This window comes from Deltaproteobacteria bacterium, assembly GCA_016178705.1.
In the GTDB taxonomy this organism is placed as follows: Bacteria; Desulfobacterota; Binatia; order HRBIN30; family JACQVA1; genus JACOST01.
In genome coordinates this window covers 38,044-53,647 of sequence record JACOST010000005.1, presented here as the reverse complement: position 1 = coordinate 53,647, position 15,604 = coordinate 38,044, and the positions used below count along the sequence as shown (strand labels likewise).

Annotated in this window: 18 protein-coding genes; 9 read left to right on the top strand and 9 right to left on the bottom strand. The window is 63.8% G+C overall.

What is annotated here, in order from left to right; translation table 11 throughout:
• Positions 1 to 95: 95 nt before the first annotated feature.
• From HYR72_02180 to HYR72_02170, 3 genes are all read right to left on the bottom strand, one after another.
• Positions 96 to 401: a hypothetical protein gene (locus tag HYR72_02180; GenBank protein ID MBI1813767.1), complete on the bottom strand. Its 306-nt coding sequence runs from the start codon at positions 399 to 401 to the stop codon at positions 96 to 98.
• 72 nt (positions 402 to 473) lie between these two features.
• Positions 474 to 827 (bottom strand): hypothetical protein, encoded by a 354-nt coding sequence (locus HYR72_02175; protein ID MBI1813766.1) that lies wholly within the window; start codon positions 825 to 827, stop codon positions 474 to 476.
• Positions 828 to 853: 26 nt separating this feature from the next.
• Positions 854 to 1,414 carry a GrpB family protein gene (locus HYR72_02170; protein ID MBI1813765.1) on the bottom strand — a complete coding sequence of 187 codons (561 nt, stop codon included), beginning with the start codon at positions 1,412 to 1,414 and terminating at the stop codon, positions 854 to 856.
• Between the two features lie 361 nt (positions 1,415 to 1,775).
• On the opposite strand from HYR72_02170, the gene HYR72_02165 reads away from it, so the two are divergent.
• Positions 1,776 to 2,276, top strand: a complete 501-nt coding sequence (locus tag HYR72_02165) for a hypothetical protein (GenBank protein MBI1813764.1) — start codon at positions 1,776 to 1,778, stop codon at positions 2,274 to 2,276.
• Here HYR72_02165 and HYR72_02160 read toward each other — a convergent pair.
• Genes HYR72_02160 through HYR72_02150 form a run of 3 tightly spaced genes read right to left on the bottom strand, consistent with a single transcriptional unit; the run spans position 2,273 to position 4,223 of the window.
• Positions 2,273 to 3,052, bottom strand: coding sequence for an SDR family oxidoreductase (locus HYR72_02160; GenBank protein ID MBI1813763.1), 780 nt, complete (start codon positions 3,050 to 3,052; stop codon positions 2,273 to 2,275). The two genes, HYR72_02165 and HYR72_02160, sit on opposite strands and share 4 nt — an antisense overlap.
• A complete protein-coding gene (locus HYR72_02155; GenBank protein MBI1813762.1) occupies positions 3,049 to 3,465 on the bottom strand; it encodes an amidohydrolase family protein in 417 nt (138 codons plus the stop codon). Before HYR72_02155 ends, HYR72_02160 begins: the two co-directional genes overlap by 4 nt.
• Positions 3,462 to 4,223 carry an amidohydrolase family protein gene (locus HYR72_02150; GenBank protein MBI1813761.1) on the bottom strand — a complete coding sequence of 254 codons (762 nt, stop codon included), beginning with the start codon at positions 4,221 to 4,223 and terminating at the stop codon, positions 3,462 to 3,464. Before HYR72_02150 ends, HYR72_02155 begins: the two co-directional genes overlap by 4 nt.
• A gap of 112 nt (positions 4,224 to 4,335) precedes the next feature.
• Between HYR72_02150 and HYR72_02145 the strand changes: the two genes are divergently transcribed.
• The 6 genes from HYR72_02145 to HYR72_02120 all read left to right on the top strand — a co-directional run bounded on the left by HYR72_02145 (position 4,336) and on the right by HYR72_02120 (position 11,395).
• Positions 4,336 to 5,478 carry an FAD-binding oxidoreductase gene (locus HYR72_02145; protein ID MBI1813760.1) on the top strand — a complete coding sequence of 381 codons (1,143 nt, stop codon included), beginning with the start codon at positions 4,336 to 4,338 and terminating at the stop codon, positions 5,476 to 5,478.
• A gap of 163 nt (positions 5,479 to 5,641) precedes the next feature.
• Positions 5,642 to 6,349: a Crp/Fnr family transcriptional regulator gene (locus HYR72_02140; protein MBI1813759.1), complete on the top strand. Its 708-nt coding sequence runs from the start codon at positions 5,642 to 5,644 to the stop codon at positions 6,347 to 6,349.
• A 129-nt stretch (positions 6,350 to 6,478) separates the two neighbouring features.
• On the top strand, positions 6,479 to 7,684 hold the full coding sequence (locus HYR72_02135) for an acyl-CoA/acyl-ACP dehydrogenase (GenBank protein MBI1813758.1): 1,206 nt from the start codon (positions 6,479 to 6,481) through the stop codon (positions 7,682 to 7,684).
• 20 nt (positions 7,685 to 7,704) lie between these two features.
• Positions 7,705 to 8,493, top strand: a complete 789-nt coding sequence (locus HYR72_02130) for a nitroreductase family protein (protein MBI1813757.1) — start codon at positions 7,705 to 7,707, stop codon at positions 8,491 to 8,493.
• 51 nt (positions 8,494 to 8,544) lie between these two features.
• On the top strand, positions 8,545 to 9,777 hold the full coding sequence (locus HYR72_02125) for a thiolase family protein (GenBank protein MBI1813756.1): 1,233 nt from the start codon (positions 8,545 to 8,547) through the stop codon (positions 9,775 to 9,777).
• A 13-nt stretch (positions 9,778 to 9,790) separates the two neighbouring features.
• Positions 9,791 to 11,395, top strand: coding sequence for an AMP-binding protein (locus HYR72_02120; GenBank protein ID MBI1813755.1), 1,605 nt, complete (start codon positions 9,791 to 9,793; stop codon positions 11,393 to 11,395).
• 12 nt (positions 11,396 to 11,407) lie between these two features.
• On the opposite strand, the gene HYR72_02115 is transcribed toward HYR72_02120, so the two are convergent.
• Positions 11,408 to 12,259: an SDR family oxidoreductase gene (locus HYR72_02115; protein MBI1813754.1), complete on the bottom strand. Its 852-nt coding sequence runs from the start codon at positions 12,257 to 12,259 to the stop codon at positions 11,408 to 11,410.
• 280 nt (positions 12,260 to 12,539) lie between these two features.
• Between HYR72_02115 and HYR72_02110 the strand changes: the two genes are divergently transcribed.
• Together HYR72_02110 and HYR72_02105 are read left to right on the top strand one after the other, a co-directional pair.
• On the top strand, positions 12,540 to 13,343 hold the full coding sequence (locus HYR72_02110) for a hypothetical protein (protein ID MBI1813753.1): 804 nt from the start codon (positions 12,540 to 12,542) through the stop codon (positions 13,341 to 13,343).
• Complete coding sequence (locus HYR72_02105; GenBank protein ID MBI1813752.1) at positions 13,333 to 13,854, top strand: type II toxin-antitoxin system VapC family toxin; 522 nt, start codon at positions 13,333 to 13,335, stop codon at positions 13,852 to 13,854. The genes HYR72_02110 and HYR72_02105 overlap by 11 nt, the downstream gene beginning before the upstream one ends.
• A gap of 130 nt (positions 13,855 to 13,984) precedes the next feature.
• Here HYR72_02105 and HYR72_02100 read toward each other — a convergent pair whose 3' ends face one another.
• Both HYR72_02100 and HYR72_02095 read right to left on the bottom strand, forming a co-directional pair.
• Entirely contained in the window at positions 13,985 to 14,515 is a 531-nt protein-coding gene (locus HYR72_02100) for a restriction endonuclease (protein ID MBI1813751.1), read from the bottom strand.
• Between the two features lie 25 nt (positions 14,516 to 14,540).
• Positions 14,541 to 15,482, bottom strand: coding sequence for a site-specific DNA-methyltransferase (locus HYR72_02095; GenBank protein MBI1813750.1), 942 nt, complete (start codon positions 15,480 to 15,482; stop codon positions 14,541 to 14,543).
• Positions 15,483 to 15,604: the final 122 nt, after the last annotated feature.

Sequence of the window (15,604 nt, the reverse complement as noted above, 5' to 3'; positions counted from 1 at the left end):
GTTACGGGTTAGGGATTTTGAATCGCTCATTCTGAATTCTGACTCCTAAATTCCGACTCCTGCCTCCTCGCTCCTGACTCCTGCTTTCCGATTTCTCACCGCATTCGGCGTCGCGCCGCGGCGCGGAGCGGAATCACGTTTGAGGCGTGCGGAGGTGCATCGCTGATTTGTTCGTGCGGCTTGGCGCCGCGCGCCGACACCGGTCGCTCGGGATGGCGCAAGATCAGCGCGGCTTCGCGTTCGCTGATCGGCCGGCCGAACAGGCGGGCGGGTCGGCCGTCGTCCACCTGCGCGTTGGCCCACGCGGCGAACTCCTTCGCCGACGGCGCGTGGCCGAGCGCCACCGTGCAACGGCGCACGACAAACCCGAGCATCATCTTCGGGAGTGGGAGCGAAGCCATCGGTCGAGGGTTGTCGCCGATTGGCGCGCACCCGTCAAGACGATGGGCGGCCGCGCCGGTAGGTAGCCAGCGTTAGCCCGAGGGCTTGAGGATGAAACGGATTTGCTTCTCCGCGCAGAACGATTTGAAGGCTGCCATGTCCTCTTCAGACGACAAGAGCGGCTCGCCACCGAACCGTTCGCATCCGGGTGCCCATTCGAGCGTCGAGCCGGGCGGCAACGTCGCCAGGAACTGCTTCAGCGACGCCACGGACTTGAAACCCGAGTTGCCGATGACGAACAGATACTCCGGTTTGTCACCGTCGAAAACATAGACCAGCTCCATCCGATATTTTGGTGGATCCGGTGCCGGCGGCGGCTGTGCCATGATGTATGACGGCATCAGCGCGAGTCCAACCATCGACAGTCGTAGCGCAGACGAGATCATTGCCGGTCGATTTCCGTTTCAGCAATTCAGCGCGCCGGCGCCGCATAGCGCAGCACTTCACTGACAAAATCGGTCTTCGCTGCCGTGTAGGCATCGCGATTGGTGGGATTCTGCGCGGCCAGTTCGTACTTGAGTGCGGCGTAGCGCGCGGCGACGTCGGCGTGCGCGCGCAGATGGTCACGGAAACGCAGCATGGCCTGCGCGTCGTCGGGCAGCCGCACGTGAACGTGATGCGTGCGGCGGGTGCCAAACGGCGGCATGCCCTTGACGAAGAACAGCCGATCCCGCCGCGGATTGTCGGCCCAGTACACGTAGCCGAGCGCTTGGATCGGCTCGATGAGCCTGGGCCAGGCAGCGGTGTCCGGCCCGATCAGCACAATGTCGATGATCGGCTTGGCGGCGAGACCGGGAACCGCGGTGCTGCCGACGTGTTCAATGACGAGCGGCGCGAATTCCCCGAGCTGCGCGCGTAGTGCCGCGGCTTCCGCAGCGAACAGCGCTGGCCAGCTCGGGTCGTACGGCAGCAGCTCCACGCGATCGCGCTCGGCGTTGCTCCAGCGCTGTCCGTCGTGGGTCACGCTTGGCATCGAGTGATCCGCCACGCGGCTGCGAGTGTTTCCATCAGCGCACCGAGGCCCCGTTCCGATTTGGGCATGGTGGTAGCGGCTTACCACATCGCACCCGGCGTACGCACGAGTTTCTGTGGAGTCGCTATGCCTGGCTCGACTTGGCGGGTGTGTGATACTATGCGTTTCGCATGACGGCCGATTCGCGACGAATTCCTTTCCCGAGCGATGAGCTGCCTATGAAGGTTGTCGGACGGCGACAGTGGCGAGGCGGGCTTGCAGCCACCGCGGGCCTGCTTGAGCTCGCACTGCGTCTCCGCGGTGACAAGCCATTCGTCCCCAAGGGAGTGCATCGCTTCGCAAGTTTCGAAGAGAGCGACGCATGGTCTCTGACGATGCTGACGAGGCCCCGGAAGCACGCCCCCCGCTCCTAGCGGATCTCGTCGCGCTGTGCCGAGATCTGAACGCGGCGGACGCAGCGTACGTGGTCATTGGCGGCATGGCCGTGATTCAGGTCGGCTTCCCGCGGGCCACGGGAGATATCGATCTACTGATCGACGTCTCCCCGACAAATCAAGAACGCGTGCGGCGGGCACTGATGAAGCTACCGGATCAAGCCGTTCGTGACGTGGCCTCCGACGATCTCGACCGCTACGCTGTGGTACGCGTGGCCGATGAGATCGTCGTCGACCTCATGAAGGCGGCGTGCGGAATCGCGTACGAAGAGGCCCGCAGGCACGTAGATATCGTCGCGGTCGACGGTGTTTCTATCCCGTTCGCGAACCCCGAGCTGCTCTTGCGGATGAAAGACACGTATCGCGAGAAGGACAAGCTCGACCGTGCCTTCTTGGCGCGTCTCATCGAGCAGCGGAAGGCGCACTAGCCGCGGCGCGCGGCGGTGCCGCCGTCGATGGGGATCACCGCGCCGGTGATGTACGCGGCATCGTCTGATGCGAGGAAGGCGGCGAGACTTGCCACTTCTTCCGGCTGACCGAAGCGGCCGAGCGGAATGTCCCCCAGTTTTTTGGTCTGCCAATCATCGCCGCGATAGAGCGCGGAGAACTTGATCGAGCGCTCGGTTTCGATGAAGCCCGGACAGATCGCGTTGGCGCGGACCTTCTGCGCGGCGTAGTCGAGTGCGATCGATCGCGTGAGGCCGACCAGGCCGTGCTTCGACGCCACATACGCGCCCTGATTCCAGTTGCCGGCCAATCCCGAAGTCGAAGCGGTGTTGAGGATGCAACCGCCGCCGCTTGCGGTCATCTGCAGCAACGCGTACTTGCAACACAGGAAGGCCCCGGTGAGATTGACATCGAGCGTTGCCGCCCACCACGCTTCGGGTAACTCGGCGACGCGTTCAGACACCGGGTCATCAGGCCGGTTCTTGGCTGCGTTGTTGACCAAGATGTCGATGCGCTCGAACGCCGCGACCGTCTCGTGCATGAGTTGCCGCACCTGCGCCGCGTCGGCCACGTCGCAGATCACGGCGCGCGCGAGGTTCCCGTTTGCCTCGATGAGGCGAATGGTTTCCTCGAGACGCGCCCGGCGCTGACCGGCCACTACCACGCGGGCGCCTTCGCGCGCGAAACGCAGCGCAATCGCACGGCCGATCCCCGAGCCGGCGCCGGTCACCACCGCGGTCTTGCCCTGCAGCATCATGGTGCGAGGCGATCGGGAATCCGCTGGAGCCCGTAGAGGTGCTTGCAGTTGGTGTGCAACATCTTCTTGACGTCGTCGCGCGCCACGCCGCGGAACACGCGCGCGATGGTTGTGCGACTGTTCGGCCAGTCGGTACCGGTGTGGGGATAGTCGGTCGACCACATGAGGTGATCGAGGTTGAGGCGGTGGCGCAGTTCTATGCCGACGGTGTCGATCATGAACGTCGCCCAGAAGTTGCGGTGAAAGACGCGGCTCGGCATCGTCGGCAAACTCTGCGCGGTGTCGGTGAACCAGCGGTAGCGTAAGAACATGTCGTCGGCCTGTTCGAGCATCGCCGGAATCCAGCCGATGTTCGCCTCGACTAACAGCGCGCGCAAACGCGGGAAGCGTTCGAACAGCCCGGTGAAGATCATGCGCGCACCAGCGGCACGGTGTTCGCGCCGGATTTGCTGATACAGGCGCGCGGTAGCACCGCAGTCGGTTCGAAGCGGCGGCGCTTGACCGGCCCGTCGGCGTGGAAGCTGCCGATGTGCAGCGCGACTGGAACCCCGGCTTCTTGCGCCCGCGCCCAGAACGGATCGTCGTCGGTGGTTGGTTCGACCGAGCCGTTGGGAAAGGCCGCAATCAGCACGCCCGCGAAGCCGCGTTGCAGCGCCCAGTCGAACTCCGCAACCGTATCGGCGACTCCGGTTGACGGCATGATCGCATGGCCGAAGAGACGATCGGGCGCGGCGCTGCAGAATTCAAGGATCCATTCGTTGTAGGCGCGCACGCAGGCGAGTTGCAGCGCGCGGTCATCGCCGAACATGCGCGGACCCTCTTCGCAGACACTCGGATAGAGCAACTGCGCGGCGATGCCGTCGACGTCCATATCAGCGAGCCGCGCGGTTGCCTCGAAGTGACCGGGGCGGATGGTTTCGTAGGTCAGGCCCGACGGTCGGAAATCGAGATAGCTCGCGCCCGCCGCCGCCATCAGACCGATCGGCCGCACGCGCTCGCCGTCGTTGAACAGCCACACGTCACCGTCGTCGCCGCGCATCACTTTTGGAGCCAGGGCCCGCAGTCGCGCCGGGACGCGTTCCTGCCACACGCCGGGTGGTTCATACACATGCGCGTCGGCGTCGATGATCGGGTAGTCGATGCTAGCGGTTTCGCTAAAGGGCTCCGACACGAGTGGCGCTCCTGAAAGGAGCCCCGTGTACGCTCTGACAGGGCTACGCGTCAAGCCAGGTCGGTGCCCAGCTCGGCGCACGACTTGACCGCGGGTCGCCCGCCAGTGTCCAATGTCGATCGTGCAGAGCCGGGATCGTTTTGAAGTCATCATCATCGGCGGCGGCATTGCCGGGGCGTCGCTGGCGTATTTTCTGACTGAGAAGGGGATGAGCGACATCCTTCTCATCGAGCGCGAATCGCAGCCGGGCTATCACACCACCGGCCGTAGCGCGGCATCGCTCGTCGAGTGGGATCCGATTCCCGCGTTGCAAGAACTCAAGGCGCTGGGCGCGGCGTTCTTCCGCCATCCGCCGAGCGGTTTCTCCGAGCATCCGTTGCTGCGCGCGGCCGGAATCCTAATCACATTCCAAGAACCAGCGTGGAGCGCGGTGCAGCAGGCCCTGCCGCTGCTGCGTAGTCGCGGTACGGTAGTGGAATCGCTGTCGGTGTCGGAGGTGCTCGCCCGTATACCCGTGCTGGCGGTCGACTGCTTCGATGGCGGCGTGTTCCTGCCCGAAGACGGACATCTCGACGTTCACGAACTGCTCTGGAGCTATCTTCGTCACGCCGGACAGCGCGGCGCCCAACGTCGCTGCGGGGTGGAGGTGCGCGGTATCCGCGTGGAAAGCGGACGTGCGCGATCGGTGGTGACCAACGATGGCGAATTGCAGGCGAAGTGGATCGTCAACGCCGCCGGTGCGTGGGCGGCGCAAATCGGTGCGTTCGCCGGCGCGACGCCGATTGCGCTCACTCCGCGGCGCCGCACCATCATCACCTTTGCCGCTCCCGCCGACCTCGACGTGCGCGGCTGGCCGCTAGTGGCGAACGAGTCGCATCATCTTTACTTCTCGCCCGAATCGGCTGGCTTGCTGGCGAGTCCGATGGACGAGGACCCGATGGAACCGTGCGACGCCACACCCGATGAGTTGGTCGTGGCCGAAGCCGTCGCGCGTCTGGCGAAGGTGGCGCCGCGTCTGGCGCCGAAGACACTGCGGCGCACTTGGGCGGGCCTCCGCACCTTCGCACCCGATCGCGTACTCGTGGTCGGCGAGGATCCGCGGGTGAAGGGATTCTTCTGGCTGGCGGGGCAGGGCGGTTGCGGCATCGAGACCAGCCCCGCTGTTGGCCGGATCGCCGCCGAGCTTCTGCTCGACGGTCGCACCGAGCGCTTCGATGCCGCGCTGCTGGCTCCTGCTCGGTTCGCCACAGGATGAAGATCGGACCTCCGGCGCTACCCATTCGCAGCGTTCGGATTACGGCTTCCCATTTCTGATGTAGTGACACCGGCGGACACGTCAAAAGTCAGCCTTCTCGGCGCCCCGCCGGCACGGAACGCGATGTGCGGTAATGCTTGGGACACAACGGGGAGGTGCTCCCATGCGCAAGATTCAATGCGAAGCGTGCCCGGTCCGTCACCAAGGTTGGATCTGTGATCTGTCGGCGGAAGCGCTCGATGAATTTCGCGCGGCCGGCACCACGGCGATTTACAAGCCGCGGCAGGTGCTGTTCACCGAGGGCAGCCCGACCACCGGTCTCTACTTGGTCTGCCACGGGTTGGTGAAGCTGTATCACTCCGATCGTTTCGGCCGCGATCACATCCTCGAGGTCGCCGGCCCTGGCGCCGTGTTGGGGGAGCTGCCGCTGAATGGCGATCAGCGCTTGTCGGTGTCGGCGGAGGCGATCACCGAATCGCAACTGTGCTTTCTCCAACGCGATCGATTGGTCGCTTTTCTGCAGAAGCAGCCGATGACGGGCGTGCGCCTGATCGCCGCGCTCAGCGCGGAGTTGGCCCTGGCTCGGCGCAAAGTGCGCGACCTCGCACTCAAAGGCGCGGAAAGCCGCTTGGCGGGTTTGCTGGTGCAACTCGCGCGCGCGACCGGCGACTTGGAGTCGGGCAAACGCCTCCAGCTCCGCTACACTCGCCGCGAGCTCGCCGAGATGGTTGGGGTCTCCACCGAAACCGCCATCCGACTGCTGGCGAAGCTGAAGAAGAAACACGTCATCGGCATCGAGCGCCGCGACATCGTGATCGCCGACGCCGATAAGCTCTCGCGCGTCGCCAGCTACGACGAAGCGGAAACCTGAGGCGCCAGCGATGAGCAATCTCGCGCTGCGGGGCGCCACTCGGCTGCGGCCCATCAATCTGAGCGCTGACCGAGGTCATATCACTCGCCCTAGCGGCGGGTAGGCTGGCCGTCAGCGGGAGGTCGCGCGATGCCCTTGGCTGATATCGAAGTGACCCTCACCGACCAGGAGCGGGAGATCCGTGACAGCGCGCGCCGGTTCGCTGAGAAGGTAATGCGTCCCGCCGGTATAGCGTTGGATCGTTTGCCGGATCCGGCCGACGTGATCGCGCCGGGCTCAGTGCTCTGGGATGTCTTTCGGCAGCACCGTGAGCTCGATCTCGATGTGCTGGACTACGCCGGCCCCGAGCTGACGCCGCTGGAGCGCTCGCGCTTGCGCTTTCTCGTCTGTGAGGAACTCGGCTGGGGCGACGCGGGTCTCGCCATCAGTCTCGGCGTTGCCGGCTTTCACAAGATGTTCGCGCAGATGTCGGCGCGCCCGGCGCTGATGGAACGCTTCGGCACCGCGGAGAACCGGGACATCGGGTGTTGGGCGGTCACCGAGCCCGATCACGGCAGCGATTCACTGACGGTGACCGAGCGCCACTTTGGCGATCCCAAACTCAAAGCCAATTGTGTTGCGCTGCGCGACGGCGACGAGTTCGTCATCAATGGGCAGAAGTCCGCGTGGGTTTCCGACGGCACCATCGCGACGGTGGCGACGCTGTTCTGCACTGTCGACCCGAGCCAGGGTTTCAAGGGTGGCGGCGTGTGTCTTGTGCCGCTCGACCTGCCCGGCGTCTCGCGCGGCAAACCGCTCGACAAACTCGGTCAGCGCGCGCTCAACCAGGGCGAGATATTCTTCGACCACGTGCGCATATCGGCGGACTACATGATCGTCGGCCCCGACGCCTATGCGATGGTCGTCGAGGCCGTGCTGACGATGGCGAATGCCTCGATGGGCGCAATTTTCGTCGGCCTCGGCCGTGCCGCGCTCGAACTCGCGCTGGCGTACGCCAAGGAGCGCGTCCAGGGCGGCGTGCCGATCATCGAGCACCAGAGCGTCAAGGCGCGCTTGTTCAAGATGTTCATGCAGGTGGAAGCCGCCCGCTCGCTGGCCTGGCGCGTGATGCTCTACAACAGCACCAACCCGCCGCTGGTGCAGTACTCGATCGCATCGAAAGTGTTCTGCACCAACACCGCCTTCGAAGTCGCGAGCGCGGCGCTGCAGGTCTTCGGTGGTAACGGCCTCACCCGCGAGTACCCGATCGAGAAGATGCTGCGCGACGCGCGCGCGTCGATGATCGAAGATGGGTGCAACGACGTGCTCAGTATCGTGGGTGCGGCGAAACTCTAACCCAGAACCGGAGGAGGGTCATGGAACTCAGAGAAGTCATCGGCCGGCGCCGCTCGATTCGATTTCTCCTGCCGTACAAGCCGGTCGAGCCGGAGAAAATTCAACGCATGCTCGAAGCCGCGAGGCTGGCGTCGCACTGGGGCAACGTCGGCAGCTTGCGTGCGGTCGTGGTGTTCCGCGATAGCGCGCCGAAGGACGTGGTCGACTCACTGGTCGCACCGATCGCGGGTTTCCAGATCCGCCTCGCCCCGGTGGTCATCGTCTGGTACATCGACACCGCCGCAGTTGACGATCAATCGAACCGCTTGCGCGAGTTGCTCGCCGCCGGCGCACTCGGCTTCGGTGATGGCAAGAAAGAGGCGCTGGAAACGCAGCTCATCCCGATCTTCGATTCGATTCGTGAAGGGCTCAAGCAGCCCGGCTTGGGTGAAGTCGATTGCGGCCAAGGCATCGCCCAGGCGACGTTGATGGCGTTCGAACAAGGGCTCGGCACATGCTGCCTGGGGTCGCCCAATCTCGATCAGATTCGCAGCAACCTTGGCTTGCCGGACACCTGCCGGGTGTTGCTGCTGCAGACCGTCGGCTATCCGGCCGAGAGTCCCGACGCTGGCGGCCAGCGTCCGCGGCAACCGTTCGAAAAACTCTTCCACCTGAATCGCTACGGCAAGCCGTTCCCGCGCAGCGAGAAGGTAGTCGACGAATTGAAAGACGACGGCATGATCCAAAGTCCGGCGCCGCAGCCGTGGCGCGAAGAGGAACTCAACTACTTGAAGCATGCGCTCGGGATCAAAGGACATGGGCTGATCTGAGGTGCGGGGCGAGAAGGAGCTTTCGGATCAGGTGAAGGAAAGGATGCTGTCATGCGCTTCAACGCGGTGATTGCCGGGGTCGGGATGACCCAGTTTGGCAAGCACATGGAGACCGGCCTCAAAGCGCTCGGTGCGCAAGCGGTGCATGCGGCGATTGCCGACGCGGGGCTTGAGGCGCGTGACCTCGAAGCCGCGTTCGTCGGCAACGCGGCGGCGGGACTGGTGACCGGCCAGGAGTGCATCCGCGGCCAGGTGATTCTGCGCAGCATTGGGATCGGCCGCATTCCGGTGGTCAACGTCGAGAACGCGTGCGCCAGTGCGTCGACCGCGCTCAACCAGGCGTGCGCGATGGTGACGGCGGGCTTCTACGACGTCGTGCTCGCGCTCGGGGTCGAGAAGCTCTACCACCCCGACAAGCGCAAGAGCTTCGCGGCCTTCAGCGGGGCGGTCGATGTCGAAATCATGGCCGGGCTGCTGGAAGCGCTCCGCGCGGGCGCGCAGGCGCAGGGGGGTGAGTCGGCGGGCACCGGCGCGGGCGAGAAGCGGTCGATGTTCATGGACATCTACGCGGCGGCGGCGCGCGCCCACATGCACCACTACGGAACCACCGTGGAGCAATTCGCCGCCATCGCCGCCAAAAACTCGTTGCACGGCAGCATGAACCGGCGCGCGCAGTTCCGCGAGGTGATGAGCGTGGCCGATGTGTTGGCCGCGCCGATGATCGCCGAGCCGCTCACGCGCCCGATGTGCTCGCCGATTGGCGACGGCGCCGCCGCCGTGGTGGTGATCAGCGAACGCAAGGCGCGCGCGCTCGGCATCAAGAACCCCGTGCGCGTGGTGTCGAGTGTATTGCATTCCGGATGGGATCACGGGAGCGACGAGCCGGGCACGGTCGAGGTGTGCGCGAGCGAAGCGTACGCCGAAGCCGGCGTCGGACCGAACGACCTCAGCGTGATCGAGTGCCACGACGCCTCGGCGCCGGCCGAATTGATGGCGTATGAATCGCTCGGTCTGTGCGCGAAGGGCGAGGGCGGCAAGCTCGTTGATTCGGGCTCCACGAAGTTGGGCGGCCAAATCCCGGTCAACACGTCGGGTGGATTGCTGCGCAAGGGCCATCCGGTCGGCGCCACCGGCATCGCGCAAATCGTCGAGCTGACGGAACAGTTGCAAGGCCGCTCCGGCCAGCGCCAAGTCGAACACGCCCACGTCGCGCTCGCGCACAACGGCGGCGGCGCCATTGGGACTGACGCCGCGGCGATGTGCGTGACCATCCTGATACGTTGAGGGAATCGGTTCCATGCGCGAACGCAACGACCTGATTCTCGCCGACCTCGTCGCGATCCGCGCCGAGCGGCAGCCGGATCTCGACGTGCTCACGTTCGAACGCTGGAGTTTGGGCAACGCCGAACTGCCCGACGAAGTGCGAACCTATGCCGATCTGCACACCAACGGCCATCGCATCGCCGCCGCACTGCTGGCGCGCGGCATGAGTCCCGGTCAGCGCTTCGGCTTGATGATGCGCAATCATCCGGAGTTCGTCGAGACCATGATCGGCGCCTCGATCAGCGCGTGCGTGTTCGTGCCGATTGATCCCCGCACACGCGGTGAGAAGCTCGCCTACATGCTGCGGCAGTCCGGTTGCCGCGGCGTCGTGTGCGCCGACTATTGCCTCGATCAAGTGGAGGCGGTGCGCGCGGCGCTCCCAGATTTCACGTGGATCCTCGCGCTCGAAACCCGCGAGACCCCCGAGCCGGTGGCGCTCGCCAATGCCGAGTCACTCAACGCCGCGCTCGCCATGCCGGCCGTAACGGTCGATGTCCGACTGGCGAATCCGAATGATCCGCTGCAGATCATCTATACCTCCGGTACCACTGGCGACCCCAAGGGCGTGGTATTCCCCAACGCACGCTTCGGCATGTTCGGCATGCTCGGCGCGTTGCTCGGTTACCAGCCGGATGATCGACCCTACACCGGTCTGTCGCTTACGCACGGGAACGCGCAGGCGGTTACGCTCGGGCCGTCGCTCAACATGGGATTGCGCGCGGTATTCAGCCGGCGCTTCACTAAGTCTCGCCTCTGGGACATCTGTCGTCGCTATCGCTGCACCACCTTCTCGATGCTCGGTGGCATGGCGACGGCGATCTATAGCGAGCCGCCGCGCGCCAACGACACGGACAATCTCGTGCGCATGGTGATTGATGCCGGAATGCCGGCGGCGATTTGTCAGCCGTTCGAGCGCCGCTTCGGCGTGCAGGTGTTCGAGTGGTACGGCGCGGTGGAAGGCGGCCTCGCGTTCAAGCCGATCGGCGATGGTCCGATCGGCAGTTTCGGAAAGCCCGTGCCCGGCCTCGATATGAAGATCGTCGCTGAAGACGACAAGGAGTGCCCCCCGGGCGTGATCGGCGAGATCGTCTCGCGTCCGGCGAGCGGCGAAGCCGCCAGCGTCGAGTACTACGCGAACGAAAAGGCGTCGCAAGAAAAAACCGCGCGCGGGTGGTTGCGCAGTGGCGACATGGGTCATCGCGACGCCGACGGCTGGTTCTTCTTCGACTACCGCAAAGGCGGCAGCATTCGCCACAACGGCGACTTCATCAATACCGGGTTCGTGGAGAAGGTCATCGCCGAACACCCGGCGGTGGCCGACGTCTTCGTCTACGGCGTGCCGGCGGCCTCGGGTGCGCCGGGCGAGAAGGACGTGGTTGCGGCAATCGTGGTCGAGCCCGGCGTGGCGCTCATCCCAGCGACGATCTTCGAGGCGTGCCTTAAAGGCCTTGAGCCCAACTTCGTGCCCTCGTACTTGCAGGTCGTCGACGAGATCCCCAAGACCGCCTCGGAGAAACCGCAAGAGCGCTTTCTGATCGAGCGCTTCAAACCCGGTGACCCCGGGATCTTCACCGCATAGCAGCGACAGTCCTTACCTCCTCGATCGCTGCGGGCGGTCCCGCGAGAGATCGGCTCCGCCGTCGGCGAGAATGAATTGACCGGTGACATTGCGCGCGAGATCCGAGGCGAGATACACCGCCGTGCGCGCGAGATCGTCGGGCTCGGTCATCCGGCCGAGTGGAATCGAGGCGCGCAAGGCTTCGAGGTACTCCGGCGACAACGCAGCGCGCACGCGCTCGGTCAGCATAGTGCCGGGCGCGATGACATTGACGCGGATGCTGTGGGCCCCGAGTTCGTAGGCAAGTGTCCGACTCAAGTGATTCACCGCGGCCTTGGCGGCGCCGTAGAGCGCGAGGTCGGGCGCCGGCCGCTGGCTCTCGCCCGAGCTGACGTTGATGATACAGCCGCCTGCGCCTTGCGTGACCATCGCGCGCGCCTCCGCGCGGCAGCACAGCGCGGTCGCGATCAGGTTCTGCTCGACGATGTCGCGGAAGTACTCGCCGTCCATGTCGAGGAACGGCCGCGCGTGCCGGCTGGCGAGCATGCCGACGTTGTTAACCGCGACGTCGAGACCGCCGAGATCGCGCACCACGGCGCCGACCATGGCCTGAACTTCATCCTCGCTACGAACGTTGGCGACGCAGACGATCGCCGAGTGCCCTGCGGCGCGAATCATCGTAACGGTTTCGGCGGCGCGCCCAGCATCGATGTCGTTGACCGCTACCGCGCAGCCGGCGCGTGCCAACCACACGGCGATCGCGCGTCCCGACCCAGCGCCCGCTCCCGTCACCAGCGCGCGTTTGTCTGCTAGGCCGAGGTCGATCATCTCATGTTCGGTCGGCGGCAAAGCGCATTCGGGATCCTTGGTGGGCACGGCGTGCATTCTGTCTGCACGGCGACGCGATCGTCAAGGCCGAACCTCGGTTGGTGGACCTCGGTTGAACGTCGCTGAGAGTCGTCCTGCTGCACCGTCGCCGATCAGTTGCTTCTAAGTGAGCCGCCGCCCGGTCGCCGTGCTCAGCGCCTCAACAAACCGGCCACCGTCGCCAACTTCGAGCTTGTGGGTATGGTAGCGGTACCTTTGCTTGCCCTACCTCGCGGTCTCCCCTACCTCGGTCTCCGCTGGACACCCCGTCGTGGCGGTTGCTAAGATTCGGGCAGCCATGGCCGACTATCGTCTCATCGTGCAAATGAAGGGTCCGTCCACTGGCGATCGGGACGTGCGGCTTGATGACTTCCTTGATTTCCTTTTTGATCTACGTACGGTCCTCCATGCCACTGACCGCGCTATAGCTCACAGTGACGAGCCAACCACATACTATAGTGTGCGTGATCTGAGCCATTCGAGCCCGGCGACAGTGGTGCTCCGCGCCGAGAAGCGGGAAATCGATTTGGATCTACGCGATCGCGTCTTGACCACCTTCGTCGGCGGGGTGAACGAGATTTTATCGGGTGCCGTGCCTAGAGGTTTTGGCGCAGGGCTGCTCCTCGACTATCAACAGCTGGCGAAGCACCTCAACGGGCGTCTGCGCGAAGCATCCTTCGAGCATCGCAGTGTGAAGGCGAAGGTCTCTGCGTCCTTCGGAGAGAAAATCGCGCAGATCGTCGGTCCGGATCGGCGGGAGCACGGCGCTGTCTCTGGGATGCTGGACATCATCAACGTTCATCAGCCGCGCCCATTTTTCTGGCTCTATCCTGCCGGTGGCCAAGAGCGGATCAGGTGCTTCTTCACTCAAGAGCTGGTGGCCAAAGTCGGGCAAGCCATACGGCGCCACGTCACGGTGACCGGGATGCTGCGATTCAAAGCGAAGATGCTTCAACCGCACGCGGTGAACGCGCGCGAGTTAGAAGTCCACGATGCGGATGTTGACCTGCCATCGCTTCGCGGTCTTCGGGGCATTGCTCCTGATGCCGCGAACGGGGAATCCTCTGACGTGTTTGTCCGAAGGCTGAGGAATGCCTGGTAGGCGAGTTGTCTACTGGGACTCGTGCATTTTCATCGCGTGGCTCAAGGATGAGCACCGCGCGAATCCGCTCGACATGGATGGCATCGCCTACCTCGTGGATGAGTGGGACGCTGGGCGGTTGGTCATAGCCACCTCGACGATCACACGCATCGAGGTGCTGGATTCACGTCTCATGTCCGAGCAAGCGGCGCAGTTTCAAGCATGTTTACGGCGTTCTACCATCCGCGTCGATGGCGTCACATCCGCAGTTGCTGACCTCGCCCACCAGATCCGCGATCACTACCCTACACCGAGGATTACGACGCCAGATGCAATTCACTTGGCGACGGCGATCGCGATACCTTGCGAAACCTTCTTTACGTTCGATGGTGCCGATCCAGTCGACAAGAAGGTCCGAAAGATTTTGCCTCTTGGCCCTACAATCGCTGGCCGGCATACCTTGGATACCAAGGCGCCCCGCCGACCCGTCTCGTCACAGGGAGTGCTCCCACTTTTGCCGCCGAAGAAGTAGCACCTAAGGGTTCCGTTTCCGTCGACGCTTCAGTCGTTCCCGTGCCACACCGCTTCGCGTCGCAGCACTTTCTCTTTGCTCGCGGTGAGGATCTGTTTGAGCGCGCGCGCTCAAAACGGCTGTAGGCGGGTCAAACCATCTTCTGCGCAATCTGCTCATCTAGTATTTCGCGGACGGTCAGTGGAATGATCATTCGCCCGGACTTCCGCAAGAACGCACGGATTTCAATGTAGGCATCCTGCGTGAAATCGAACGAGACGAAGTAACCCTTGGTGCGATCCTCGCGCGCCATCACGGCTTCGAACGAGTCAATGTCCGGTCGGCCAGCCTTGTCCTTCTGCTTCACTTGGATCGGATACCATTGATCCATGAAACCAAGTTCCTGCGCTTTCGCTTCCTTCTCGCGCCGCTGCGAGGTGTCGCGCCTCTGTTCCACTGCCGACACCGGATAGATACGGCCATCGATTCCCATGTCGCCGACTTGTGCTTTGTTTGGGATGCCGCCGAGCGCGATGACTGCCCAATTCTCAAATTCAAAGTGCGGCAGCTTGCGGAGTTGGTCTTCGCTGCGCGGCAAATCGCGCACCACGAAGCCTCGTCCCGCCTGCCACAGCTCCTCATTCTCGCGCAGCTTGCAGACATCGCGCAGCCGCTTCGCCATCACGCGGCACGCAGTCGGCGACACGTCAATGCCGATCCACTGGCGTTTCAGATTCTGCGCGGACACAAGAGCGGTCCCGCAGCCACAAAAAGGCGTCGAGCACGATGTCGTTTTCATTGGTACTCGCGGCGATGATTCGATCTAGCAGGACGAGTGGCTTTTGCGTCGGGTAGCCGAGACGCTCAGAACTGGTGTTTGCGATACGGGGAATATCGGTCCAAATGGATTGGAGTCCCTTGCCTAGCGTATCGTCGAGGTACACTTTTTGGCCGTCCATTCGCGGCGTGCCATCTTTCTTCGTAAGGATCAGACCTTCGCGCCACCATTTCTCAAGTTGCTCGACGCTATACCCCCAGCCGCGACTCGGCGGAGGCTTTGTCCCGCGCCACTCGAATTTCCCAGAATCGCTATCCAGTCGCTCGGCGGTAAGGTTCTCGCCCTTGTACCAACGCCCGTCCGCGTCCTGCTTATAGCGTTTCATCTGCTCGCGGCTATAGGGGAGCCTGATCGCGTTCCACGTATAGGTGTCTGATCCCGTGTAAAAGAAGATCGTGTCGTGGATGCGCCCATACTGACGGGCTTCATTGTGAGAGTTTGAACGCTGCCAGATAATTTCGTTGCGAAAATTGTTCTCGCCGAAAATCTGATCGAGCATGACCTTGACGTAGTGCGAGGCGTGCCAGTCGCAGTGGTAGTAGAAGCTGCCCGTGGGCTTGAGCACGCGCGCCAGCTCGACGCAGCGCGGGCGCATGAACTCCAAGTAGGCTTGTGTCGAGGCGTGCCGATCCTCGAACGCGCGCTTTTCCTTCGTCTCGCCCCAGAACGCTTCATAGTTGCGGTTCGAGTTGAACGGCGGATCGATGTAGATCAAATCGACGCAATGATCGGGCAGCTTTGGGAGCTGATCGAGACAATCGCCGCAGTAGATGATGCGGGTGTCGAGCAGGGACGAAGGGCGACGCGGCACGCGCTGCCACTACCAGAAACACCGCCGACCTGTCACGCGCCGGCAGCATATGCACCCGAAGACACCTGCTGGATCGGCGGCGCGCGATGTTGAGCTGTCGATGGGAATCCACTGTCACGATG